The 23,567-nt window shown below is 65.6% G+C and carries 26 protein-coding genes and 1 tRNA gene; 7 read left to right on the forward strand and 20 right to left on the reverse strand.

Annotated elements, in window-relative coordinates; genetic code table 11:
* Window positions 1-27 precede the first annotated feature (27 nt).
* Window positions 28-1,128, reverse strand: coding sequence for an HlyD family secretion protein (locus ACT6UX_RS12730; RefSeq protein ID WP_444775533.1), 1,101 nt, complete (start codon window positions 1,126-1,128; stop codon window positions 28-30).
* The gene (locus ACT6UX_RS12735) at window positions 1,125-1,574 is read right to left on the reverse strand and encodes a MarR family winged helix-turn-helix transcriptional regulator (RefSeq protein WP_444775534.1); all 450 of its coding nucleotides are present in this window, start codon (window positions 1,572-1,574) and stop codon (window positions 1,125-1,127) included. Before ACT6UX_RS12735 ends, ACT6UX_RS12730 begins: the two co-directional genes overlap by 4 nt.
* 45 nt (window positions 1,575-1,619) lie before the next feature.
* Between ACT6UX_RS12735 and ACT6UX_RS12740 the strand changes: the two genes are divergently transcribed.
* A complete protein-coding gene (locus ACT6UX_RS12740) occupies window positions 1,620-3,158 on the forward strand; it encodes a DHA2 family efflux MFS transporter permease subunit (RefSeq protein ID WP_444775535.1) in 1,539 nt (512 codons plus the stop codon).
* A gap of 14 nt (window positions 3,159-3,172) precedes the next feature.
* Window positions 3,173-3,610, forward strand: a complete 438-nt coding sequence (locus tag ACT6UX_RS12745; RefSeq protein ID WP_444775536.1) for a VOC family protein — start codon at window positions 3,173-3,175, stop codon at window positions 3,608-3,610.
* A gap of 176 nt (window positions 3,611-3,786) precedes the next feature.
* On the opposite strand, the gene ACT6UX_RS12750 is transcribed toward ACT6UX_RS12745, so the two are convergent.
* Entirely contained in the window at window positions 3,787-5,046 is a 1,260-nt protein-coding gene (locus ACT6UX_RS12750; RefSeq protein ID WP_444775537.1) for an NAD(P)-binding protein, read from the reverse strand.
* Window positions 5,047-5,082: 36 nt separating this feature from the next.
* Between ACT6UX_RS12750 and ACT6UX_RS12755 the strand changes: the two genes are divergently transcribed.
* Entirely contained in the window at window positions 5,083-6,060 is a 978-nt protein-coding gene (locus ACT6UX_RS12755; RefSeq protein ID WP_444775538.1) for a Bug family tripartite tricarboxylate transporter substrate binding protein, read from the forward strand.
* 2 nt (window positions 6,061-6,062) lie between these two features.
* Here ACT6UX_RS12755 and oxlT read toward each other — a convergent pair whose 3' ends face one another.
* Window positions 6,063-7,301 carry an oxalate/formate MFS antiporter gene (oxlT, locus tag ACT6UX_RS12760; RefSeq protein ID WP_444775539.1) on the reverse strand — a complete coding sequence of 413 codons (1,239 nt, stop codon included), beginning with the start codon at window positions 7,299-7,301 and terminating at the stop codon, window positions 6,063-6,065.
* 91 nt (window positions 7,302-7,392) lie between these two features.
* On the opposite strand from oxlT, the gene ACT6UX_RS12765 reads away from it, so the two are divergent.
* Window positions 7,393-7,806, forward strand: coding sequence for an avidin/streptavidin family protein (locus tag ACT6UX_RS12765; RefSeq protein WP_444775540.1), 414 nt, complete (start codon window positions 7,393-7,395; stop codon window positions 7,804-7,806).
* Window positions 7,807-7,831: 25 nt separating this feature from the next.
* Here the strand turns inward: ACT6UX_RS12765 and ACT6UX_RS12770 are convergent, their stop codons facing one another.
* The 11 genes from ACT6UX_RS12770 to ACT6UX_RS12820 all read right to left on the reverse strand — a co-directional run bounded on the left by ACT6UX_RS12770 (window position 7,832) and on the right by ACT6UX_RS12820 (window position 17,407).
* Entirely contained in the window at window positions 7,832-8,269 is a 438-nt protein-coding gene (locus tag ACT6UX_RS12770) for a hypothetical protein (protein WP_444775541.1), read from the reverse strand.
* Between the two features lie 35 nt (window positions 8,270-8,304).
* Window positions 8,305-9,114 carry a polyphosphate kinase 2 gene (gene ppk2, locus ACT6UX_RS12775; protein WP_444775542.1) on the reverse strand — a complete coding sequence of 270 codons (810 nt, stop codon included), beginning with the start codon at window positions 9,112-9,114 and terminating at the stop codon, window positions 8,305-8,307.
* Window positions 9,115-9,287: 173 nt separating this feature from the next.
* Entirely contained in the window at window positions 9,288-9,626 is a 339-nt protein-coding gene (locus ACT6UX_RS12780; RefSeq protein ID WP_444775543.1) for a hypothetical protein, read from the reverse strand.
* Window positions 9,627-9,644: 18 nt separating this feature from the next.
* Window positions 9,645-9,863 carry a hypothetical protein gene (locus ACT6UX_RS12785; RefSeq protein WP_444775544.1) on the reverse strand — a complete coding sequence of 73 codons (219 nt, stop codon included), beginning with the start codon at window positions 9,861-9,863 and terminating at the stop codon, window positions 9,645-9,647.
* Between the two features lie 173 nt (window positions 9,864-10,036).
* Window positions 10,037-10,780 (reverse strand): hypothetical protein, encoded by a 744-nt coding sequence (locus ACT6UX_RS12790; protein WP_444775545.1) that lies wholly within the window; start codon window positions 10,778-10,780, stop codon window positions 10,037-10,039.
* A 254-nt stretch (window positions 10,781-11,034) separates the two neighbouring features.
* Window positions 11,035-11,110 (reverse strand) — tRNA-Glu (locus ACT6UX_RS12795).
* 42 nt (window positions 11,111-11,152) lie between these two features.
* Window positions 11,153-12,973: a single-stranded-DNA-specific exonuclease RecJ gene (gene recJ / locus ACT6UX_RS12800; protein WP_444775546.1), complete on the reverse strand. Its 1,821-nt coding sequence runs from the start codon at window positions 12,971-12,973 to the stop codon at window positions 11,153-11,155.
* Window positions 12,974-13,035: 62 nt separating this feature from the next.
* Complete coding sequence (gene glpX, locus ACT6UX_RS12805) at window positions 13,036-14,034, reverse strand: class II fructose-bisphosphatase (protein WP_428682747.1); 999 nt, start codon at window positions 14,032-14,034, stop codon at window positions 13,036-13,038.
* A 29-nt stretch (window positions 14,035-14,063) separates the two neighbouring features.
* The gene (locus ACT6UX_RS12810; RefSeq protein WP_444775547.1) at window positions 14,064-15,356 is read right to left on the reverse strand and encodes a homoserine dehydrogenase; all 1,293 of its coding nucleotides are present in this window, start codon (window positions 15,354-15,356) and stop codon (window positions 14,064-14,066) included.
* Between the two features lie 25 nt (window positions 15,357-15,381).
* Entirely contained in the window at window positions 15,382-16,638 is a 1,257-nt protein-coding gene (locus ACT6UX_RS12815; protein ID WP_444775548.1) for an LL-diaminopimelate aminotransferase, read from the reverse strand.
* 19 nt (window positions 16,639-16,657) lie between these two features.
* Window positions 16,658-17,407, reverse strand: coding sequence for a hypothetical protein (locus ACT6UX_RS12820; RefSeq protein WP_444775549.1), 750 nt, complete (start codon window positions 17,405-17,407; stop codon window positions 16,658-16,660).
* A 195-nt stretch (window positions 17,408-17,602) separates the two neighbouring features.
* Here ACT6UX_RS12820 and ACT6UX_RS12825 point away from each other — a divergent pair, with 195 nt between their 5' ends.
* Entirely contained in the window at window positions 17,603-19,414 is a 1,812-nt protein-coding gene (locus ACT6UX_RS12825) for a PHA/PHB synthase family protein (RefSeq protein ID WP_444775550.1), read from the forward strand.
* Here ACT6UX_RS12825 and ACT6UX_RS12830 read toward each other — a convergent pair.
* The 5 genes from ACT6UX_RS12830 to ACT6UX_RS12850 form a co-directional block, all read right to left on the reverse strand.
* Window positions 19,411-19,707 carry a hypothetical protein gene (locus ACT6UX_RS12830; RefSeq protein WP_444775551.1) on the reverse strand — a complete coding sequence of 99 codons (297 nt, stop codon included), beginning with the start codon at window positions 19,705-19,707 and terminating at the stop codon, window positions 19,411-19,413. The genes ACT6UX_RS12825 and ACT6UX_RS12830 overlap by 4 nt on opposite strands.
* A 57-nt stretch (window positions 19,708-19,764) precedes the next feature.
* Window positions 19,765-20,301: a gamma carbonic anhydrase family protein gene (locus ACT6UX_RS12835; protein WP_444775552.1), complete on the reverse strand. Its 537-nt coding sequence runs from the start codon at window positions 20,299-20,301 to the stop codon at window positions 19,765-19,767.
* Between the two features lie 67 nt (window positions 20,302-20,368).
* Entirely contained in the window at window positions 20,369-20,848 is a 480-nt protein-coding gene (gene rpsI / locus ACT6UX_RS12840; RefSeq protein ID WP_298305312.1) for a 30S ribosomal protein S9, read from the reverse strand.
* Window position 20,849: 1 nt separating this feature from the next.
* Window positions 20,850-21,329, reverse strand: a complete 480-nt coding sequence (gene rplM / locus ACT6UX_RS12845) for a 50S ribosomal protein L13 (RefSeq protein WP_298305309.1) — start codon at window positions 21,327-21,329, stop codon at window positions 20,850-20,852.
* Window positions 21,330-21,445: 116 nt separating this feature from the next.
* Complete coding sequence (locus ACT6UX_RS12850; RefSeq protein ID WP_444775553.1) at window positions 21,446-21,865, reverse strand: PaaI family thioesterase; 420 nt, start codon at window positions 21,863-21,865, stop codon at window positions 21,446-21,448.
* Between the two features lie 33 nt (window positions 21,866-21,898).
* On the opposite strand from ACT6UX_RS12850, the gene ACT6UX_RS12855 reads away from it, so the two are divergent.
* The gene (locus ACT6UX_RS12855) at window positions 21,899-22,696 is read left to right on the forward strand and encodes an enoyl-CoA hydratase (RefSeq protein ID WP_444775554.1); all 798 of its coding nucleotides are present in this window, start codon (window positions 21,899-21,901) and stop codon (window positions 22,694-22,696) included.
* Between the two features lie 8 nt (window positions 22,697-22,704).
* Entirely contained in the window at window positions 22,705-23,520 is an 816-nt protein-coding gene (locus ACT6UX_RS12860; protein WP_444775555.1) for a hypothetical protein, read from the forward strand.
* The last annotated feature ends 47 nt before the right edge of the window (window positions 23,521-23,567 follow it).

The following is a 23,567-nucleotide window of genomic DNA, read 5'->3' on the forward strand; positions in this document are numbered from 1 at the left end:
CCACTGGAGTGGCGCGCTCCTATGAGACTATTTCGACTGCGCGGTGACGTCGTGGGGCGGGGACGCGGAGGCCGGCGGGGCCTCCTTCGTGCCGCCCAACAGGTTCGTCAGATCGCGCTGGCGGCCGGTGTCGATCTTCACGGTCGCGGTCATGCCGGCGCGCAGCGGCGGTTCGCCGACATGGGGCAGCAACCGTAGTTTCACCGGCAGACGCTGCACGACCTTGACCCAGTTCCCGCTGGCGTTCTGCGGCGGCAGGATCGCGAACTCAGCTCCCGTTGCCGGACTCACGCTTTCCACCAGCGCCTCCCAGGTCACGTCGGGATAGGTGTCCAGCATTACGGTGGCCTTCTGGCCGACCCTCACATGGGTGAGCTCGGTCTCCTTGAAGTTCGCCTCGACCCAGGGCCGACTCAGGACGACCAGCGAGAAGAGCGGCGTCGCCGCCCTGACCAGCTCGCCCTGCTGCAGCCGCATGTTGACGACCACGCCATCGACCGGGGCACGTATCGTCGTGCGGGCGAGATCGAGCGCCGCCCGCTCGCGCGCCGCCGCCTTTTCCCGCACCAGCGGATGCGCCTCTACGGCAAGCTGCGGATCGCCGTTCAGCGCCGCCAGCACGCGCCGCAGCTTCTCCCGCGCCGTCGCCACGCGATCCGCTGCCGCGCTTGCATCGTTCTGCGATTCGTCGCGCTTGCTGGCGGAGGCCACGCCTTTCGATGCGAGCTCTTCCTGGCGCTGGGCCTGCCGCTGGAAATAATCGGCGCGGGCTTCGGCGGCGGCCAGTTCGGCGACCGCCTCCCGCCAGATGCCCCGCAGGTTCTCGACATGGGCGCGCGCGGAATCGAGTTCGGCCTCGGCACTGTCGAGCGCCAGCCGGAACGGCCGGGACTCGATGGTGAACAGCTGGGCGCCCGCCTCGACGGAGGCATGATCCCGGGCGAGGACTCGCCGGACCTGCCCGGAGACTTCCGGCGCGATCTGGACGATATGCGCCTTCACATAGGCATTGTCGGTGGAGACGTAGCGGCCACCCGAAAGCCACCACCAACCCGCCCCGCCGGCCGCCAGCAACGGTACCGCAAACAGCAGCACCAGCCGCAGGACGGGGACCGGGCGCCGGCTCATGTACCGTGGGCTCCCGCCATCGACTGGAGCTGGCCCTTCACCCGCGCCGCCAGGCGCGTGAACTGTTCGCGCTCGGTGGAAGAAAGCGGCGCCAGCGCGTCGTCAACCGTGGTCTCGGCGATCGTCCACATGTCCTTGTGGGCGCGGTGTGCGTCGGCCGTCAGATACAGGCGGTTGATGCGGCGGTCCTCGCTGTCGGCGCGCCGCTCGACCCAGCCGTTCTTCTGCATACGGTCGATCATGCGGCCGGCACTGGCGCGGTCGATCTCCAGCATGTCGGCGAGTTCGGTCTGGCTGGCGCCGGGACGGCGATAGAGCCGCGTCAGCACCAGCCACTGGGCGCGGGTCAGGCCGATGTCACGCACGCGCCGGTCGAACACGGTGCGGATCAGGCGCGCAACGTCCGATAGCACGTAGCCGATATATTCGTCGTCGTCCGGGCCCAAGGCTGCTCGCTCGAGATTGTTGTCTAGGCTACAATAGCCCAGGCCATGAGTTCAAGCGCGACCACCGCCGACGCCGCCCCGCCAGCCGCCGAGACCGAAACCTCGCTCGGCAGGCGAATCCTGATTCTCGTCATGGTGGTCCTGGGTTCGACCCTCTACGCGACCACCTTGCTCATTGCCTCGACCCTGCTGCCGCAGATGCAGGGCACCATGTCGGCCACTCAGGACGAGATCGCCTGGGCCATGACCTTCAACATCCTGGCAACCGCCGTCGCGACGCCCATGACCGGCTGGCTGACGGCGCGCTTCGGCCGCCGCGAGACCATGATCTGGTCGGTGCTGGCGTTCACGCTCACCACCCTGATGTGCGGCCTCGCCGATTCGCTCGAGAGCCTGATCCTGTGGCGGGTGCTGCAGGGCGCCCTGGGCGCACCGGTGATCCCGCTGTCGCAGACCATCCTGCTCGACACCTTTCCCAAGCGGCAGCAGGGGCTCGTGACCTCGATCTTCGGCATGGCCGTGGTCATCGGGCCGGTGATCGGTCCCACCGTCGGCAGCATGCTGTCGGAGATCTACAGCTGGCGCTGGGCCTTCTATATGATCGTGCCCGTCGGCGTGCTGTCGTTCGCCGGGCTGCGTCTCACCCTGCCCTATGACCGGCCGACCGGTCAGGCCCGGCTCGACTGGACCGGATTCCTCTCGCTCTCGATCGCCATCGCCTGCGTCCAGCTCGTCCTGTCGCGAGGCCAGCGCCTCGACTGGTTCGAGTCGGCCGAGATCCAGATCGAGGCTTTCGTCGCCGTCGTCTCGTTCTGGATCTTCCTCGCCCACAGCCTCACGGCCGAGCGGCCGTTTCTGAACCTGAAGCTCCTGCTCGACCGCAACTACGCGATCGGCCTCGTCCTCGTGCTGATCTACGGCATGCTGAACTTCACGCCGATGGTGCTGCTGCCGCCGCTCCTGCAGCAGCATGCCGGCTTCCCCGATTCCCTGATCGGCGAAGTCATCGCGGCGCGCGGCGTCGGCGCCACCATCGGCTTCTTCCTCGCGATCTTCGTGGGCCGCATGGATCCGCGCATCGGCCTGATCGCAGGCTTCCTGTTGCAGACCCTGTCCGGCGTCTGGCTGATGGCGATCGATCTCAACGTCGACATGAACACGCTGATGCTCAATAGTCTGCTGCAGGGCATTGCCGTGGGCGTCATCTGGGTGCCGCTCACCCTCGTCACCTTCTCGAACATGAGCGGGGCGAACCTGGCCGAGGGCACCGCGGTCTATCACCTGCTGCGCAACATCGGCTCCAGCTTCTTCATCTCGATCTGCGTCGCCGAAATCGTGCGGGCGACCAGCACCAACTACAGTCGCATGGTCGAGCTGGTGAACCCCTACAACAAGTCGCTCGCCCTGCCCTGGGTGACCGGCGGCTGGGACTACGAAACCGTATCGGGGCTTGCGAAACTGTCGAAGGAAATCAATCGGCAGGCGGCGATGATCGGCTACATCAACGCCTTCGGCCTCTATACGGCGGCCTCGGCGATGGCGATCCCGCTGATCCTGCTGATCGGCCGGCGCGCCAGAAAATAACGGAGGAAACGACGATGGCCATCAAGGTCTTGGAGATCCATCACACCGGCTACCGGCTCGATACCGGCGCGGAAAAGCTCGAGGATACGGCGAGTTTCTACAGCGACGTGCTGGGCCTGCATCGCGACCAGGGCCGCCCGACCATTCCCGGGATCCCGGGACTATGGATCAACGTCGGCGAAGTCGGCCAGATCCATCTGTTCGGAGGGAACCAGCCCTCGCCCGTGGCGAAGGGACCGGGCAAGGATCCGACCTTGCCACACATCGCCCTGGCCGGGGCCGACATCGTCGAGAGCCGCAAGGAGCTGGAGCGACTGGGCGTGCAGTACTGGGCGATCGAAGGCCTCACCAGTCCGGACTCGTTGCAGCTCTTCCTCAACGATCCGTGCGGCAACATGGTCGAACTGCATCAGGTCGACAAATGCCGCTGCACGGCGCGCAATCGCCTGTAGCCGCGCGCTGAAAGGTCCGGAATCCGGACGCCTAAACGAAATAAACGCAATAAACGAAACAACCGAAGCCGGTGTCGCACCCTCGAAGCAGATGCGGCCATCGCAACAATATTACGTATTGGTCTTTTCCTCCGACCTATTTGAACGATACGGGCGTGGCTTCCCGGCTCACGGGATCACCGTCCCGCTCGCGCCATCTCGCGGACCACGAGCCGCGCGGCCGGGCCGCTGCGCACTGCCGAATCCGGCTTCAGCAGATTGCCGATCTCGAAGCGCAGGAGATGAACTTCGGGATGCATCACCGCCGCCCGGCGCATTGCCTCGCTTCCCTGGACCATCTGCTCGAACCGGGCCGGGCGTTCGCCCACGGTGCGCGGATATTCGAGATCGGCCATCGCCGCCAGCGACCAGGCCTGGCGGCTGACCTCGGCGGCCCGCGGCAGGTAGACCGCGGCAATCGCGTCTAGGTCCGAGGTTTCCGCTAGAACATCGCGCAGGGCGACGGCATGTCCGGCGGCGACCGACATCCCCTGACCGAAGGTCGGGTTGAAGTTCGAGATACAGTCGCCGATCGGCAGCACCCGCGGCGGCAGTCCTGCTGCCCGGTCATAGTGCCGCCACCGCGCCTCGGCGATGCGGTAGCGATGCACCGGCGTCAGGGGCACGGCCTCGCGCAGCCGCTCGGCAATGTCGGGCACCGGCAGCGCCGCGGCATAGGCCCTGAAACCCTCCAGATCGTCCGGCACGCGGTTGTCGAAGCGACTGCTCAGGGTGATCAGCCACTCGTCATTCTCGACCGGACAGACCAGCCCGTAACGATCGTCCGGCGGCTTGGGGATGCAGGCGATGAAGCGCCCCTCGCCGCGGAAGCACGCTGGCTTGGCGAAGCGCGCCGAGCTGTAGTTCACCTCGAGGCCAAGCATGGTCTCCGGCACTTCGATACCCGCCAGCAGCCTGTCGCCCCGGCCGGTTGCGATCACCGTCAGGTCGGCATCGGACGGCAGCACCTCGACAGGGCTGCGATCGCGGATCGCGACATTGCCGAGCTTCAGCACCTGCTGCCGGAGCATGAACTCCAGAGCGGGGCGGCTCATCATGAGCTGGCTGTAGCCCAGGTCCCGCGTCGCCTGCCAGGAATCGCGCTCCCAGATCGAGACGTCCCGGCTCTGCCGCACCTCGGTGGCGCCCGCCTGCAGCAATGCTGCGCGTGTGCCGGGTATCAAACGCTCGAGACCGAGTTCACCGCCCTTCAGCAGAATATGCACCTGCAGGTCCTGCGGAATACCCTTTCGCGGACGCGGTCCGCGTGGCAGCTCGTCCTTGTCCCAGACTTCTACTGTTTCGAAGAACGATGCGAGCGCAGCCGCTGCCGCGAGGCCTGCAATACCGGCTCCGACGATGACGGCGCGTGCACCCAGCCTGCCCCCGGTTATCATGCGGCAACACTAGACGGTAACGGGAGGTTTCACGACATGAAGTCGGTCACGCGACGCACGACGATCACGATGCTGCTGGCGGCCTTGCCCGCCGGCCACGCCTTCGCGCAGGCCGCCTATCCCGACAAGCCCATCCGGCTCGTCGTGCCGTTCGCACCAGGAGGTAATGCAGATCTCACGGGCCGCCTCTTCGCCGAGGCGTTGGCCAAGCGGCTGGGTCAGCAGGTGATCGTCGAGAATCGCGGTGGGGCCGGCGGCGCGATCGGCGCCGAGGCGGTCGCGAAATCCGTGCCCGACGGATACTCGCTGGTCTTGGGCTCGACCGGCACCTTCCTCGTGAGCCCGCGTATGACCGGCGGCAAGCCGCCCTACACCTTGGCGAGCTTCGCGCCGGTCGCGTTGCTCAGCACGTCGCCGATGGATATCGTGGTCAACGCCAACAACCCGATCCGCGACTGGCCCGCAATGCTGGCCTACCTGCGCGCCAATCCGGGCAAGCTCACGATCGGTCATCCCGGCAACGGCAGTACAAATCATCTGGCATTGCTGCAGCTTCAGAAGGCACTCGACGTGCGCTTCAACATCATCCCGTACAAGAGCAACGGCCTGGCGTTGAACGACCTGCTGGCCGGCCAGATCGACGCCGTCATCGACCAGGTACCCGCCTCGATCGGTCATGTGCGCGGTGGACGCCTCCGGGTCATCGTCGTGACGACCGCCCGCCGCGCTGGCCAGCTTCCCGACACGCCGACCCTCCAGGAGATGGGCGTCAAGGATTACGCCAGCACGACCCCCATCGTCCTCATGGCGCCGGTGGGCACGCCGCCCGAGATCGTGAAGAAGCTGAACGATGCGGTGGCCGGCGCACTCTCCGACCCCGCCGTGAGAGAGAAGCTGAACGATCTAGGCGCCGAGACCGAGGCGCTCACGCCGCAGCAGCTCACCAGCTTCCTGCAAAAGGAAGATGCGGCGATCGACGAGCTGCAGAAGAGCGGCCTGCTGAAGGCCGAATAGGGCTATTCGCGGCGCAGCCACGCCGCCCGCATCGGCCGAAGCACGGCGATCCCCAGAAGAGCCGCGACCGCATTGGCGCCGACGGCGATCGCGAAAACCATTTGCCAGTCGCCCGTCGCACGCACTAGCGTGTCCGACAGCGGCACCAGCATGGCGGCGAAGCCTTTTGCCGTATGCAGCATGCCGGCATTGGTGGTGGCGTAGCCCGAGCCGAAATAGTCGGTGCAGGTGGCTGGAAAGAGGCTGGCCACCTCCCCCCAGGCGAAGAACACCAGGCTGGCCAGCAGCACGAACATCACCGGATCGTGTCCCCACCGGGCGAAGGCCAGGATGCTCAGGGCACCCATCGTGAAAGCGAGGAACATCGTGGTTTCGCGCCCGATATAATCCGAGAGCCAGCCGCAAAGCGGCCGCGCGATGCCGTTGGTCACCCTGTCGAGCGCAAGTGCGAAGGTGAGCGCCGGCAGGGTCAGGCCCATCATACTGACCGGCACGTCCGCCACCTGGAAGCTGCGGGCGATGCCGGCCAGGTTCGCAGTGAAGGTCAGCCCGGCCGAGGTCACCAGCAGCGACATCACGAACAGCACCCAGAAGAGCGGCGAGCGCAGCACTTCGCGCGGTGTGTGGTCGTGCCGGGCATGGGGCAGCCGTTCGTGGATCGTGGCCAGAGCGTCGGCCTCCGGCTTTCGCAGCGCCAGCGCCGCGAGACAGACCAGGATTCCCTGCCCCAGGCCGAACCAGAGAAAGGCCGCCTCGTAGCCATAGTGGTCGATCGTATGGTGCATCGGGATAATGGTGATCGCCGAGCCGATCCCGTAGCCCGCGACCGTGAGACCCGCAGCGAGGCCGCGGCGGTCGGGAAACCACTTCAAGGCGTTGCCGAGACACGTGCCGTAGACGCAGCCCGCACCGATGCCACCGAGCGCGGCGCCGAGATAGAGCAGCGGCAGGGAATCGGCGACCGAGTTCAGGCTCCAGGCGATGGCGACCAGCAGGCCGCCGGTGAGGGCCACCGGGAGCGGACCGAATCTGTCGACGACCCAGCCCTCGAACGGAACGAGCCAGGTTTCACTCAGGATGAAGATCGTGAAGGCGACCTGGATGGCCGCCCGGCCCCATTCGTACTTCACGTTGATGGGATGGACGAACAGCGTCCAGCCATGCTGGAGGCTCGAGATCATCACCATGCAGACGATGCCGGCCACGAGCTGCGCCCAGCGATTGGTTAGGGGAGCGGTCATGTTTTAAAATGCGCCGGTGCCCTGGTTTTCACTGGAAAGACAGGCCGGGATGGGCTGCATTGGACGCCTGCAATCATTTGCCGGAACCTAGATGACTAAGCGTCTCGCGTCGATCCTTGGACTTGCCCTGATGGCTGCACTCTGTCTGCCGTCACAACAATCTGCCGCCCAGACGCCCGCAGTCACGGGCACCTGGGCGAACGATCACGGCTCCGTGCTGGTGATCCAGTCGGTCGGCGCCGACGGAAGCGTCAGCGGGACCTACGCCAACAACGCCCCCGGCTACAAATGCGCCGGTGTGACGTTCCCCATCGTCGGCTGGATGGACGGCGCGCGCATCTCCTATACCGTGCGCTGGAAGAACGCGTCGGTGGATTGCGCGTCGATCACGTCGTGGACCGGCTACTTCAACGAGGGCCGCCTCGGGGTCGAGTGGGTTCTCGTCTACGAGGAAAATGGCACGCCCCGCCTACGCGCCGGTTCCGACTCGTATGCGCGGCGGTAGGCCGGGCTCCCCGTCCTTCGCAGGATCACCCCCAGCTTAGCGTAATGGCGACGTCGCCGGGCATGCCGCCCGGATAGTCCACGATGTGATAGCGGATGTGGTAGCCCAGCGGGCGCAGCTTGTTCTTCCAGTACTGGTAGATCTCCTTCGGAATACCGGTGAGGGTGTTCTCCCAGCCTTCTTCGACCTGGTTGATCGCCCGGCCGCCGTCGGTGCAGATGTGATTGGGGAAGCGAAGGACCTGGACCGAGGTGAGGCCATTGGCCATCGCGCGCTCGATCATGATCGAAGCCTTCTCGCTTGCCTGCTCCTCGGTCAGTCCCGACGGTCCCAGCAGATGGTCGATGAATGCCTTCTTCTCCGCTTCGGCTGTTTCATGCGCCTTCAGCGCGGCCGAGGCCTTGGCACTCTCGACCTCGGCCATCTTCATATGCAGTTCCCTGACGCTCAGCAGCTTCGACATTCTCGTCTCCTTCGATCCTGGGATTGGTGACGTGCCTAGAACTTCCGCGCGACGTGGCGACGGTCGGCGATCGAGGCCATGTCGTCATAGGCCCTCTTCTCCGAGCGCCGCGGCAGCCTCACCCTGGCGCGATCGACCTTCTCGTAGGGAATCTGCGCCAGGATATGCGCGATCGTATTCAGGCGCGCCCGTTTCTTGTCGTCCGAACGGACGATATGCCAGGGCGCATGATCGGTATCGGTGTGTTCGAACATCAGGTCGCGCGCCCGCGAGTAGTCGTACCAGCGCGAGTAGGACTGGATGTCCATCGGGCTCAGTTTCCACTGGCGGAGCGGGTCTTCGATCCGTGCCCTGAAGCGGCGGTCCTGTTCCTCCTGACCGACCTCGAGCCAGATCTTGATCAGCCGCAATCCCCCCTCGACGACGAACTTCTCGAAGACGGGGCAGAGTTCGAGGAAGCGCTGATGCTGCTCGGACGTGCAGAATCCCATCACGTATTCGACGCCGGCGCGGTTGTACCAGCTGCGGTCGAAGATCACGATTTCCCCGCCGGCCGGGAAATGCTCGACAAAGCGTTGGATGTACATCTGCGTCTTGTCCCGGTCCGACGGGGCCGGCAGCGCAACGACGCGGAACACGCGCGGACTTACGCGCTCGGTCAGAGCCTTGATCGTTCCGCCCTTGCCGGCCGCGTCACGCCCCTCCAGCACGATGACCACGCGCTCGCCGGAGGCCTTGATCCAGTCCTGCAACCGGCAGAGTTCGACCTGCAGGTCGCGCAGCTCCTTCTCGTAGATCTTGCGCTTGAGCCTTTCCGTTCCCGCGCCGCTTTCCTTCGTCGACATAAGGTCCCTCACTCGAATGGCGTCCTTCCCCGGATCTTCGCCGGCCACCGGGAGCAAGCCACCGCACCAGACTTGGTCAGGCAGAGACGCCTGTCTTTGACCGACATCAAACCGCCGCCGCGAGGGAATTGGCTAACTGGATGGAGGGCCGGCCGGGCGCTTGCGCCGCTTGGTCAACGCTTCGGGAGCTTGCTCGATTCGGCGGTGACGGCGCGATCGATCACGACGAAGAGATAGGCGTCGGGAGCGATCGTACAGCCGCCCTGAACGAGACGGGCGAGCTGGGCTCCCTGCTCGCCGTCGGGGATCGTCACGCCGCGATGCCCCGCGGCATGGTCGGCCAGGAACTCCGCCAGCGCGATGCGCTGGCCTCGGGGCATGGCATGGGCTTCCCGGCAGGTGACATAAGCGGCCCGGTCGAAGGTCAATCCCTGGGTTTGCGCGACGACCGCAGCGGCTCCACACATGAGAACGGCGATCGTGATCGACGCGGCAAACATTCCGGTTCTCATTTGATCGCTCCCCACTCGCTAATTGTTGCCGATGGCGCTGCCGCCGATATAGCCGACGGCGCCGCCGATCAGGCCGGCGCCCACCACCTGACCGAAGCTTCCGCCCGATACGAGGCCAATCCCTGTCCCGAGGGCAGCACCGGTCACGGCTCCCTTCTGGCCTGACGACATATTGTCGAACTGGTCACATCCGCAGGTCATGCCTGCCAGGGCAATCAAGAGGACGATCGTCCGCATCACACTGTCTCCCGTTGGCGGAACCATTGTGCGCGTTCCCATCGTCCCTCGTGTTGACTTAGGTCAAAGGACCTTGCCCGGACGCCTCTAGCGTGCCCACCGTTCAGATTCGAATCGTGGGTATAATGAGAATCGCGCTCTTCCCCGACACCCAAGATGAAAATGGAGCGGCGTCAGCGAGACGTGTTGGTCATCAATTTGAGAGCCTGGGCGGAGCACTCCGCCAGTTCCGCCGCACTGACAAACTGCGCGCAAAAATAGAGCCCGAGATGTTCCTCCAGCCCGGTATTCGGCACTTCGTAGGCGCTCAGGCCAGTGCGCATACGCGCCGCACGCCACGCATGCGAATATTCCGAGCGGAAATTATCGTTCAAGGCCAGGGAATAGAGCCGCGCGAGGCGGACAATGAAGTCGAATGAACATTGTTCGGTTTCGACGCCGCGCGATGTAACCATCCAGTTGATCGAGAGAACTCCAAAGATCAACCGATTGTTGGAGTTTGCAAATACCCCTTCGAGGAAATCCGGCGACGAGTAGCCCGGAACACCGAAGTTCCAGTCATATGTCGATGTCGCATCGTCCCCTCCTTGCCGCGCACTCATGAGTGCATCCAACGATGAATTCTTGATCCTGGGTTCCTGAAACGTGTCGCCGATCGCGACGACAACGGCCGCCTCGTCCACGTTGGTCGTCAATCGCAGACCGATGCGTGTCCGCGCCGCGAGCATCGTTAGTTGCTTTTCCAGCCCGGCCTTGAGGTCCGCGCCACATGTGGCAGTCGGAGGTCGAACGCCTCCTTCGAGAAAGACGAGGGCAACGGAGTTGTTGCGGCCGCGAGCGATCGGGGGCGGGTCGAGCCTGGCATAGAGCGCCGGAGAAATTTCATGGGCGACCTGCCGGAAGAATTTGTCAGCCACTGAAGCTGAGTCGTCGCGGGAACCGGGGGCGCACGACTGCAAGATCAGGCTCGCCGCCACGAGCCACAAGCCAAACCCAGGCCGCTGGAACGCTGGAGGGCTCAGCGAGAAACGAACTCTGCAAATTCGGATCAACGAACATCTCCGACAGAACCGCCAATCCCACTCCGTGCGGCGCAAAATAGCACGGCCCGGCGGGCAATAAGATGATTCGAGATCGATTGTCTTGTGGGGGTAGTCGGTCCAGCAGGCGCTGGCGTTCCCTACGGGATTCGAACCCGTGTCGCCGCCGTGAAAGGGCAGTGTCCTAGGCCTCTAGACGAAGGGAACGAAGCCGAAGAGCGGCTGAGATACCGGCTTGAACGCCAGAAATCAAGCGAGCACAGAGCCTGCGGTCGTCGCGGCATCGTCGATCTGCAGGCGGACCGTCTCACGGCCGCCGAACCGGTCGATTTTGAGCGCGCCGGCCACATGAAGCACGGGCCGCGCAGAATCGAGCAGGGCCGGTCCCAGGGCACTCTGGCCTGCCCGGAAGGCGATGGCGTCGACCCGGCCACGCTCGGCGCCGACCAGGGTGCAGCGAACATGCCCCTCCCCGACCGGCTGGGCGAAGCTCACCCGCACCCCGGTCAACGCGAAACGCGGCTGCGCATTGCCGGCGCCGAACGGACCGACGCGCTCGATCATCGAGACCAATTCCGACGTGGCTGCCGACGGCGCCAGCGCGGCATCGATCCCCAGTTCACGGACTGGCGGTGCGGCCCCCAGTTGCGGGGCGATCCGCTCGTCCAGGAAGCGCGCGAGCTCGGCCAGGGAATCGCGCGCCACCGTCAGACCGGCCGCCATCGCATGGCCGCCGCCGTTCACCAGTAGGCCCGCCTGGCGCGCCGCGATCACCGCCGCGCCGAGATCGACGCCGCGGACCGAGCGTCCCGACCCCTTGCCCATGGCGCCGTCCATGCCGATCACGAAGGCCGGGCGCGCATAGCGCTCGACGAGGCGGCTGGCCACGATGCCGATCACGCCGACATGCCAGCCCTCGCTCTCGACCACCAGCACCGACGGCAGGTCCTTCCCCTCCGGCCCGTAAAGACCGTCGATCCGCGTGATCGCCTGGTCCAGAACGTCGCGCTCGATGGCGCGGCGCTCGGCGTTGAACTCGTCGAGCCGCACCGCCAGCGCCCCGACTTCGTGCGGATCGTCGCTCGACAGCAGGCGTGCACCCAGGTCGGCCTGGCCGACCCGGCCGCCGGCATTGACCCGGGGCCCCAGCAGGAATCCGAGATGATAAGCCTCCGGCGCCTCCTTCATGCGCGCCACGTCGGCCAGCGCCGACAGCCCGGCATTGCGCCGCTGCGCCATCACCTGGAGGCCGGCCTTCACCAGGGCCCGATTGACGCCGAGCAAGGGGACAACGTCGCACACCGTACCCAGGGCCACGAGATCCAGCCATTGCCGCAGGTCGGGCTCGGGCCGCGAGCTGCCGTACCAGCCCGCCTGCCGCAGCGCGCGATTGACGCCCACGCAGAGCAGGAAGGCGACGCCCACGGCGGCGAGATGCTTGTGCGGGCTCTCGTCGTCGAGCCGGTTCGGATCGACCACGGCCACGGCGTCGGGCAGCGCAATCTCCGCCATATGATGGTCGATCACGATGAGATCGAGACCACAGCGCCGCGCCTCGCTCAGCGGCTCGAAGGCGGTGATGCCGCAATCGACCGTGACGACGACGGAGGCGCCCTCCTCCCTGATCCTCAGCAGCGCCGGTGCGTTGGGGCCGTAACCCTCCTTGCGGCGGTCCGGGATATAGACGCCGATAGTGCCGCCGACGGCGCGGAAGAAGCGCAGCAGCAGGGCCGACGAGGTGGCACCGTCTACGTCATAGTCCCCGAACACCACGATGCGCTCGCCCGTCCGGACGGCCCGCACGAGGCGGTCAACCGCGGCGTCCATGTCCATGAGATGCGACGGGTCGGGCAGGAACGTCCGCAGGGTCGGCTCGAGGAAGTCAGCGACCGATTCGAGGCCGACATCGCGCGCCGCCAGGAGGCGGCAGATCGCGTCGGGCAGGCCGTGGCGCTGGGCGATCGCCAGCGCCTGGCGCTCGTCGCCGAGCCGCGTGGCCCAGCGCTTTCCCGTCAGCGAGCGTTCGACGCCCAGAAATGCCGGGCGCTCGATCCTTGAAGAGTCGGACATGCGGCCATCCTAGCCCAAAGCGCGGTGGCCCCGCTTCGGGACGCCGGCCGGCAGTGCCGGGCTTACGCCCAGCTCGGCAGGCCGGTCTTCACCGAGAAATTGTGATGCGCCGACACCCAGCGCACGGTGCCGGTCTTCGACCGCATGACGATCGAATGCGTCTCGGCGCCGTTGTGGAAGCGGCGCACGCCCTTCAGCATCGACCCCGAGGTCACGCCCGTGGCCGCGAACATGACGTCGCCCTTGGCCATGTCGGTCATCGAGTATTTGCGGTTGAGGTCTGTGATGCCCCACTTCTTGGCGCGGGCCTTCTCGTCGTCGTTGCGGAACAGCAGCCGGCCCTGGATCTGGCCGCCGATGGCGCGCAGCGCCGCGGCCGCCAACACGCCTTCCGGCGCGCCGCCCGACCCCATGTAGATGTCGATGCCGGAATCGCCGGTCGAAGTGGCGATCACGCCCGACACGTCGCCGTCGCCGATCAGCATGATACGGGCGCCGGCGGCGCGCACCTTGGCGATCAGGTCGGAGTGACGCGGGCGATCGAGAATGCAGACGACGAGGTCGTTGACGTCGACCTTCTTGGCCTTCGCCAGGTCCTTCAGGTTCTCCGCCACGCTCTTGTCGAGATCGACGATGCCCTCGGGCAGGCCGCCGCCGACGGCGATCTTGTCCATGTAGACGTCGGGCGCATTGAGGAACCCGCCATGCTCGGCCATCGCCATGACGGCGAGCGAATTGGGCAGTCCCTTGGCGGTGATGGTCGTGCCTTCGAGCGGATCGAGGGCGATGTCGATCTTCGGACCACCGCCCATGCCGACCTTCTCGCCGATGTAGAGCATGGGCGCCTCGTCGCGCTCGCCCTCACCGATCACGACGGTGCCTTCGATGGCCAGCGAATTGAGCGTGGTCCGCATGGCGTCGACCGCGGCCTGGTCGGCCATCTTCTCGTCGCCGCGCCCCATCAGCTTGGAGGCCGCGAGGGCCGCCGCCTCTGTCACCCGCACCGCTTCCAGCGCGAGGTTGCGATCCATCTTTCCGGTCTGCTCTTTCGTGTCGGCCATTTTCCCTCCGCGGCGCCTACCGGCGCCCTCTAGAACGTCTCGATCCTGATGACGCAAGGCTCCTCGGCGACAGCACCGAGCTTCGTGATGCGCGCCAGGGCGCGCCGCATCGCAGCCTCTTCGGTCTCATGTGTGGTCAGCACCACCGGCACCTCGCCCGACTCCGAACGGCCACGCTGCAGCATCGATTCGAGAGAGATCCGTTCCTTGGCAAGCGCGCCGGACACGGCGGCAATCACGCCCGGCCGATCCTGTACCATCAGGCGCATGTAGTAGGCGCCGACATGGCGATCGATGGGCGATGCCTTCTTGATCGCAAGCCGGTCGGCTGGCACGACGAAAGCCGGCATATGCCGCCCGCGCGCCACGTCGACGAGATCAGCCACGACGGCGGAGGCTGTCGGCCCCTGGCCGGCGCCGCGGCCCTGGAACATCGTCGTGCCGACGAAATCGCCCTCGACCACGACGGCGTTGAACACGCCCTCGATATGCGCGATCGGCGTGTCGAGCGAAACCATGCAGGGATGCACGCGCTGCTCGATGCCGTGACGCGTCTCGCGCGCCAGTCCCAGCAGCTTGATGCGGTAGCCGAGTTCCTGCGCGAACTGGATGTCCATCGACGTGACACGGCGGATGCCCTCGACGTGCACGCCGGCAAAGTCGACTCGCGCGCCGAAGGCCGCTCCGGTGAGGACCGCGAGCTTGTGGGCGGCGTCGATGCCGTCGACGTCGAACGTGGGATCGGCCTCGGCATATCCCGCCGCCTGCGCCTCGGCCAGCACGACATCGAAGTCGCGGCCGGTCTCGCGCATGGTCGTCAGGATGTAGTTGCAGGTGCCGTTGAGGATTCCGTAGAGCCGCTTCACGCGATTGCCAACCAGGCCCTCGCGCAGCGCCTTGATGATCGGGATGCCGCCGGCCACCGCCGCTTCGAAGGCGAGGATGGATTGCTTCTTCTCGGCCGCCGCCGCGAGTTCCGCGCCGTGCAGCGCCAGCAGCGCCTTGTTGGCGGTGACGACGTGCTTGCCCGAGGCAAGCGCCTTCTGCACCAGCCGACGGGCCACGCCTCCCGAGCCGCCGATGAGCTCGACCACGACGTCGATGTCGGGCGCGGTCGCGAGCGCCATCGGATCCTTCTCCCAGCGCAGCCCGGTGAGATCGATGTCGCGCTTCTTCGCCTTGCTGCGGGCGCTGACGGCGACGACCTTGAGCGGCCGTCCACCACGCAACGCGAGAAGCCGGCCATGTTCGGCCAGCAGCTTCACCACGCCTGCACCCACGGTGCCGAGCCCGGCGATGCCGATCCTGAGAGGAGATTTCATGGGCGCCTGATACGACAGGATAGGGTCAGGCGCGAGCCTTGATCGGTGTGATGTTGTCCCCAACACCGCGCAGGTAGAGATCGATCGACCTCCCCGGATCGGCCAGCACCTGGCGGATATTGCGCACGGCCTGCCGGATACGGTGCTTGTTTTCGACGAGCGCGATGCGGACGTGCGCGTCGCCGTGCTCGCCGAAGCCGATGCCGGGCGACAGGGCCACGTTGGCCTGGGTCAGCAGCAGCTTCGAGAAGGCCAGCGAGCCCAGCTCGGCGAAGTCCTTGGGCAGCGGCGCCCAGGCAAACATGCTGGCCGACGGCGACGGCAGGTCCCAGCCCGCGCCCTTCAGCCCCTCGATCAGCACGTCGCGGCGCTCCCTGTAGGTGTTGCGCGCCTCCTCGATACAGTCCTGCGGCCCGTTCAGCGCCGCCGTCGCCGCCACCTGGATCGGCGTGAAGGCGCCGTAGTCGAGGTAGGACTTGATGCGGGTCAGCGCCTGGATGAGGGTCTTGTTGCCAGCCGCGAACCCCATGCGCCAGCCGGCCATCGAGTAGGTCTTGCTCATCGAGGTGAACTCGATGGCGATGTCGCGTGCGCCCGGTACCTGCAGCACTGACGGCGGCGGCACGCCGTCGAAATAGATCTCGGCATAGGCGAGATCGGACAGGATCCAGATGCCCTGGCGTTTGCAGAAATCGACGATGGCTGCATAGAAATCGAGATCGACGACCTGCGCCGTTGGGTTCGACGGATAGTTCAACACCAGTGCCAGGGGTTTCGGTACCGCATGCCGCACCGCACGTTCGAGCGCCGGCAGGAAATCGTCGATCGAGGTCGAGCCCGGCACCGGAATGTGGCGCACCGAACCTCCGGCGATGATGAAGCCGTAGGGATGGATCGGGTAGCTGGGGTTTGGTACCAGCACGGTGTCCCCGGGCGAGGTGATCGCCTGAGCCAGGTTGGCCAGCCCCTCCTTAGATCCCAAGGTGACGATGATCTCGCTTTCCGGATCCAGCTCAACCCCGAAGCGGCGCGCATAATAGGCCGCCTGCGCCTTGCGCAGGCCGGGAATGCCGCGCGAGGCCGAGTAGCCGTGGGCGCGCGGATTGGCAGCGGCCTCGGCGAGCTTGGCCACGATGTGCGGGGCGGTCGGCAGGTCGGGGTTGCCCATGCCGAGGTCGATGACGTCCTGACCGGCGCCGCGAGCTCGCGCCTTCATCGCGTTCACTTCCGCGAACACATAGGGCGGCAGGCGCTTCAGCCGGTGAAATTCGGAGTCGTCCATGTCGTTCTTCCTTGGGCACCTAGGAGGCGATGACACCGTCGGTGCGACGCAGCACCGTTTTCTTCAGGTATGCCGGCCCGCCCATCGGCGCCGTTTCCGCCTTGTTGGGATCGGCAGGTGAGGTCGGCGCCGCCGGCGGAGCCCAGTCCGGCGGTGGCGTGAAGGCCTTGTTCGGGTCGGCGGGCGTTGCCGGGGCCGCAGGTGGCGGAACGGTGGCAGGCGCTGCCACCGGCGCGACCGGTTCCGGCGCAGCGGACGGAGGCGCGATGGGGGCTGCGGTGACAGGGCCCGGCGGCGGTACCGGCGCGGAGACCGGCGGCTGATCGGAGGTGATCGTGCCGGCGCCGATCGGCGGTGCGCCGACTGGGGCGGAGGTCGGCGCGGGACCGTCGCGCGTTTCCTTGTCCTTCGCCTCCTTCTCGACGGCCTCGCGCTCCAGGCGCTCCTCGCGCGCCTTGCGGTCACGCTCCGCCTGCTCCTTCTCCATGGTCTCTTTTTGAGCCTTCTGCCCGCCCTTGCCCGCGACGACCGACCCGATTGCGGGCGCGTTGCGCTCCTCGACGGCAACGCCGGCATCGTATTGCTGGTTGGCGGGTGGCGGCGGAAGGCTGGCGGAGGGCGGCACGTTGCGTTCGACACCAGGCCGCGGCGGCGGACCGACCGGCGTGCCGCCGTCGATCCAGTCGCAGCCGGCCAGCAAGGCAAGTGCAGACACGCCAAGCAGGCCGAGCCAGCGACCGCTGCCGTTCGTGTCCTGGTGTCGCTGCATCGTCATCACCCGCTGTGTACGCTTGGCCCGATTTCCGCCTGTTTAGCGGAGACCGGGAGGAAATTTGACCCGTCAGTTGTCGCAGCCTACCTATCACAGTCAGGTAGCGGTCGAGTCTGGTACCATTTATGGTACCGTGACCGTGGATTTATCGCAAGAAACGCTAAAAAGGCAATGATTCAGAAGGGGAAAAGCATGTCCGATACGCCCGCCCCCGCAGCCCTCGGCGGCCTCTCTGCGGAGGAATCCGAGAAGCTCCAGGAGGCCTTCAAGGATATCGCGACGCGCAGCCAGAAACTCCTCCAGGATTTTTCCCAGCGCTACCAGTCCGAAGGCCAGTCGGTCGACCCGCTTCACCTCACCCAGACCTTCATGGACTTCACGGCCAAGATGCTGGCCGACCCGAACCGTCTGGTTCAGGCCCAGGTCGAACTCTGGCAGCAGTACATGAAGCTCTGGCAGGTCACCGCCCAGCGCATGATGGGCCAGACGGTCGAGCCGGTGGCCGAGCCCGCGCGCGGCGACAAGCGTTTCAACGCCCCGGCCTGGAAGGACGAGGTCGTCTTCGACTATTTGAAGCAATCCTATCTGCTCACGGCGCGCTGGCTGCAGGGCACGATCAAGCAGGTCGAGGGGGTCGACGACAAAACCGCGCGCAAGGTCGACTTCTACACGCGCCAGTTCATCGATGCCGTGTCGCCGTCGAATTTCGCGCTAACCAATCCGCAGGTGGTGAAGGCCACGGTCGAGTCCAAGGGGGAGAACCTGCTGAAGGGCCTCCAGAACCTGCTGGCCGACCTCGAGCGCGGCAAAGGCCAGCTCGCGATCCGCCAGACCGACATGGACGCCTTCAAGGTCGGCGAGAACATCGCCACCACGCCGGGCAAGGTCGTCTACCAGAACGAGATCATGCAGCTGATCCAGTATGCGCCGGCGACCGAGGAGGTCCACGAGGTGCCGCTGCTGATCGTGCCGCCCTGGATCAACAAGTTCTACATCCTCGACCTCAAGCCCGAGAACTCGTTCATCAAGTGGGCGACCGAGCAGGGCTACACGGTTTTCGTGATCTCCTGGGTCAACCCCGACGAACAGCTCGCTAAGATGGTGTTCGAGGACTACATGAAGCGCGGCCCGCTGGCGGCGCTGGACGCCATCGAGAAGGCCACCGGGCAGCCCAAGGCCTCGGCGATCGGCTACTGCATCGGCGGCACGCTGATGGCCGCGACGCTCGCCTACATGGCCGCCCGCAACGACGACCGGATTGTGGCCTGTACCTTCTTCACGGCCCAGGTGGACTTCAGCGAGCCCGGCGAACTCGGCGTGTTCATCGACGAGGACCAGCTCGCGAGCGTCGAGGATATGATGGGCAAGAAGGGCTATCTCGAGGGCAGTGAGATGGCGACGACCTTCAACATGCTGCGCGCCAACGATCTCATCTGGTCGTTCGTCGTGAACAACTACCTGATGGGCAAGGACCCGTTCCCCTTCGACCTGCTGTACTGGAACGCGGACGCCACGCGCATGCCGGCCGCCCTGCACAGCTACTATCTTCGCAACATGTATCAGAAGAACCTGCTCAGCCAGCAGGGCGGCATCGTGGTCGACGACGTGCCGATCGACCTTCGCAAGGTGACGATTCCGATCTACATCCAGGCCGGCAAGGAGGACCATATCGCGCCCTCACGCTCGGCGTACAAGGCAACGCAGATCTACAGTGGGCCCGTGCGCTTCATGCTGGCCGGATCCGGGCATATTGCGGGCGTGGTCAATCCGCCCCGCAACAAGAAGTACCAGCACTGGCTGAACGAGACCGACAAGAACCCGCCCACCCTCGCCGAATGGCAGGCGGGCGCCAAGGAATTCCCGGGCTCCTGGTGGCACGACTGGGACAAGTGGCTATCGGCCCTGTCCGGTCCGAAAGTTCCGGCGCGCGTGCCGGGTGCAGGCGGATTGCCGGCCATCGAGGATGCTCCCGGCAGTTACGTTAAGGTGCGGTCGGGCGCCTAGCGTTTCCAGTCAGGCCCGGGGATGCCCATCTTCTTGTCGCGAAGAAGTTTTTCCACGATCGCAATCCCGGTGCCATAGTCGCCCTTGTCGCAATCGCTGCGCGCGCCGATGCGGATCATGTTTCGCGCACCGTCGGTCGACCCTTCGCCGCGACTCTGGCCATAGTAGTCGAAGTATTTGATCAACTGATCGCAACGCGCCTTGCTGGGAGGAACCTGTGCAAATGCGGCAGACGCAGCCATCGCCGCGGCGATGAGCAGGAGGAAGATCGACGGGACTAGAAGTGAGTGCATGCGCGACGAACGCCCACGGAGCGCGCCGAGTTCCGCGACGCGCGCTCGTGCCGCGCCCTACTCCGCCGCTTTGGGGCGCTCCCCCCTGTAGGCCTGTCCGAGCCGGACGTAGGCAGCCGCAGACCGTCGGAAGGACTCGATATCCTTCTCGGTGATGTCCCTCATCTTCACGGCAGGATTTCCCGCCCACAGCTCACCCTTGCGGACGATCTTGCGCGGCGTCACCACCGCGCCGGCCGCGACCATGGCCCCCGTCTCGACCACTGCCTCGTCGAGCACCGTCGAGTGCATGCCGATGAAGGCGTCGTCCTGGACCTCGCAGGCATGCAGCAGCGCCAGGTGCCCGACCGTGACGTTGCGGCCAACCACCGTACCGACACCGCGCGCGGCAATGTGGATCACGGTGCCGTCCTGAATGTTGGAGTTCTCGCCGACCCTGATGCCCGGCCCGTCGCCGCGCAGCACGGCGCCGAACCAGATGCTGCAGTTAGCGGCGATCTCGACTTCGCCGATCAGTGTCGCGTTGGGCGCTACGAAAGCCGTGCTGTGGACCTGCGGCACGAAACCGTTGAAGGGCACGATGAGACCGGACATCGGATCGACACTCCAGACAAACGAAGGGCGCCCTGAGGCGCCCTTCGAAGATATCGGAAACGCGGGTTTAGCGCTTCGAGAACTGGAAGCGGCGACGCGCACCGGCGCGGCCGTACTTCTTGCGCTCGACCACGCGGCTGTCGCGGGTGAGGAAGCCGGCAGCCTTGACGCTGCCGCGCAGGCCGGGCTCGAACTTGGTGAGCGCCTGCGAGATGCCGTGACGCACGGCGCCCGCCTGGCCCGACAGACCACCGCCGGAAACCGTGGCGACGACGTCGAACTGGCCGTTACGCTGGGTCACGTCGAACGGCTGCTGGATCATCATCCGCTGCGTGGGACGCGCGAAGTAGATCGTCTGATCGCGGCCGTTGATGGTGATCTTGCCGGTGCCGGGCTTGACCCAGACGCGGGCGACCGCGTTCTTGCGGCGGCCCGTGGCATAGGCACGGCCCTGCGCATCGATTTCCTTCTCGCGCGGTGCGCCCGGGGCCTGGTCGACCGTCGGGGCCTTCTTCAGTTCGGCAAATGACGAAAGTTCGGTAGCCATGTTAGCCGATCCTCGAGTTCTTGCGGTTCATTGCGGCGATGTCGAGCTTCTCGGGCTGCTGGGCCTCCTGCTCGTGGTTCGGTCCGGCGTAGACGCGCAGGTTCTTCATCTGCGCCCGGCCGAGCGGGCCGCGGGTGATCATGCGCTCGACGGCCTTGATCAGGACGCGCTCCGGGAAGCGGCCTTCGAGGCGCTTGCCCAGGGTCTCGCCCTTGATTCCGCCGGGATGACCGGTGTGCCAGTAGAAGACTTCGCGCTCGGCCTTACGGCCCGTGAGGCGCACCTTCTCGGCGTTGATCACGACGATGTTGTCACCGCAATCGATGTGCGGCGTGAACATCGGCTTGTGCTTGCCGCGCAGGCGCATGGCGATGATCGAGGCGAGCCGGCCGAGGACCAGCCCGTCGGCGTCGATCAGAAACCACTTCTTCTGCACTTCGGCAGTCTTGATACTGGCAGTCTGGTGGGTGAGAGCTTGCATGAGTCTTTCTTCCAATGAGCGCGCGCTTATGGGGAGAGACTCGAAGCTTGTCAAATCGCCGGAAAAACTCTCATGATTTCAACAACTTACAATCGCGGTATTATAATACCTCCGGGCTAAACCTTGGGCGGTATGGCATATGTCACGGTGGCGTGTGCCACGGGGTCGGGCTTGCCGTCGCTCCAGATCGTGAAGTCGCCGACCGCCAGCGTCTTGCCGAGCTTCATCAGGCGCCCCTCCCCGATCAGATCGGCCGGCTCCGGCTTACGCATGAAGTTGATGTTGAGGTTGGTCGTGACCGCGAGCGCCACCGGCCCCAGTTGGCCCAGGATCAGGAGATAGAAGCCGCAATCGACCAGCCACATCAGCGTCGGGCCCGAGATCGTGCCGCCCGGCCGCAGATGCCGCTCGTGTGTCGGCAGGCGCAGCCGGATGGTCTTGTCGTCGAGATGCTCGATGGCCAGCCCGAGATGGGCGGCCTGCGGGAAGTGCTCGGCCAGGAAATCCATCAACTCGGCTGGCGACATCACCGGCATGACGCACCTGCCCTCTTCCCATAGACTGCCGCCATGACCGCCGCCTCCAACGAACCCGTCCTGCTGCGCCGCGACGAGGGCCGCGTCGCCTTCCTCACGCTCAATCGACCGCACGCCATGAACGCCCTCTCCGGCGATCTTATAGACGCGCTGCAAGCGGAACTCGACAGGCTGGCCAGGGACACCGGCATCCGCTGCGTGGTGATCGAGGCGCAGGGCGATCGCGCCTTCTCGACCGGCCACGACCTGCGCGAGGTCGCCGCGAGCCGCGACTATGCCGTTCATCACGATCTGATGACGCGCTGCTCGGCGATGATGCTGTCGATCGGCCGCCTCCCCCAGCCGGTGATCGCCAAGGTCAAGGCTGTCGCCACCGCCGCCGGCTGCCAGCTCGTCGCCGCCTGCGACCTCGCGGTCGCTTCGAACACGGCGACCTTCGCGACCTCCGGCATCATCAACGGGCTGTTCTGCGGCACGCCCTCGGTCGCGGTCGGCCGCACTATCGGCCCCAAGCGCGCGCTCGACATGCTGCTCACCGGCCAGTTCGTCGACGCCGCCACGGCGCTGCGCGACGGTCTGGTGAGCCGCGTCGTGCCGGCGGCCGACCTCGACCGCGAGACCAAGGCGCTGGCCGACCATATCGCCGCCCAGCCGCCGCAGCAGATCGCTTCCGGCAAGGCGATGTTCCGCAAGCACGTGGAGATGACCGTCGAGCAGGCCTACGCCTACGCGACGGACTTCATGGCGGGCGCCCTGCAGCGAGAGGACGCGCAGGCCGGCATTGATGCGTTCGTGAACAAGAAGCCGAAGCCGGAGTGGAAGGGGCGATAGGCACTACCATGCGTGGTTTTGCGAGCGGGTTGCTACTTTCCCTCGCTGCCTTTTGCCACTCGCCGGCCACGCTGGCGCTTGACTGCGTCGCCAAGCAAACCAAAGCCGACAGGATTCTTTGCGTTCCGGAGTTTGAGCGACCCGTTGGCAGGCTACTTTTCGAGCTCCGGCAGTTCGCCAATTTCGTTGACGAAGAAGGCTTCCAAGAGATGCGCGCCGAGCAGGATCGATGGCTCGATACCTTGGTAATGTCGTGCGAGCAGCATGAGTTGCAGCGCGACACGAAGAGTTGCCTGGAAACCGGGCTGTTGGAGCGGAGCAATCTGTTGAGTTCCCGGCTCCACGACTTAGCCGGTGCGCGTCAATACGAGCCCATGACTCTGGGCGGCCTGCCCCTCGCCATCGTGAAGCGTGACCACCTTTGTATCGGTGACCTCCTCATCGGTGACACGGTTGTGGCACGATGTGTATATCGCCTCGAACCACAAGCCATCTATCGTAACGCCAAAGTCGACGCTATGGCCCTCGTCGCCAACAGCGGCGGAACTGCCCACAGATGCGCTAACTTTCCCGTTTATGTTGTCTCCGTGACCAGAGACCGGAAAGTCGAGATCGTTGGTGTGCCGGCTCGATATCCCGCGACTGGCGGCGACGATGCCTGCCTCAAGGCGACGCGCTCAAAGAATGGATTCGTGTTCGAAGTCGCCCCTTCGCCGGATAGGGACGGGTGGCACCAGGAATGGAGCGTTCAAGCAGGCCTTTCATCTCCCTCGTTCACGAAATTCGTGCCTATTGCTGGAGCCACTGATCGCCCAACCAAGTAGCGCCCGTTTGATGGCCAGCGAAGCGCTTTAGCGAGCGATCCAACAGT

Source organism: Reyranella sp. (assembly GCF_052439685.1).
In the GTDB taxonomy this organism is placed as follows: domain Bacteria; phylum Pseudomonadota; class Alphaproteobacteria; order Reyranellales; family Reyranellaceae; genus Reyranella.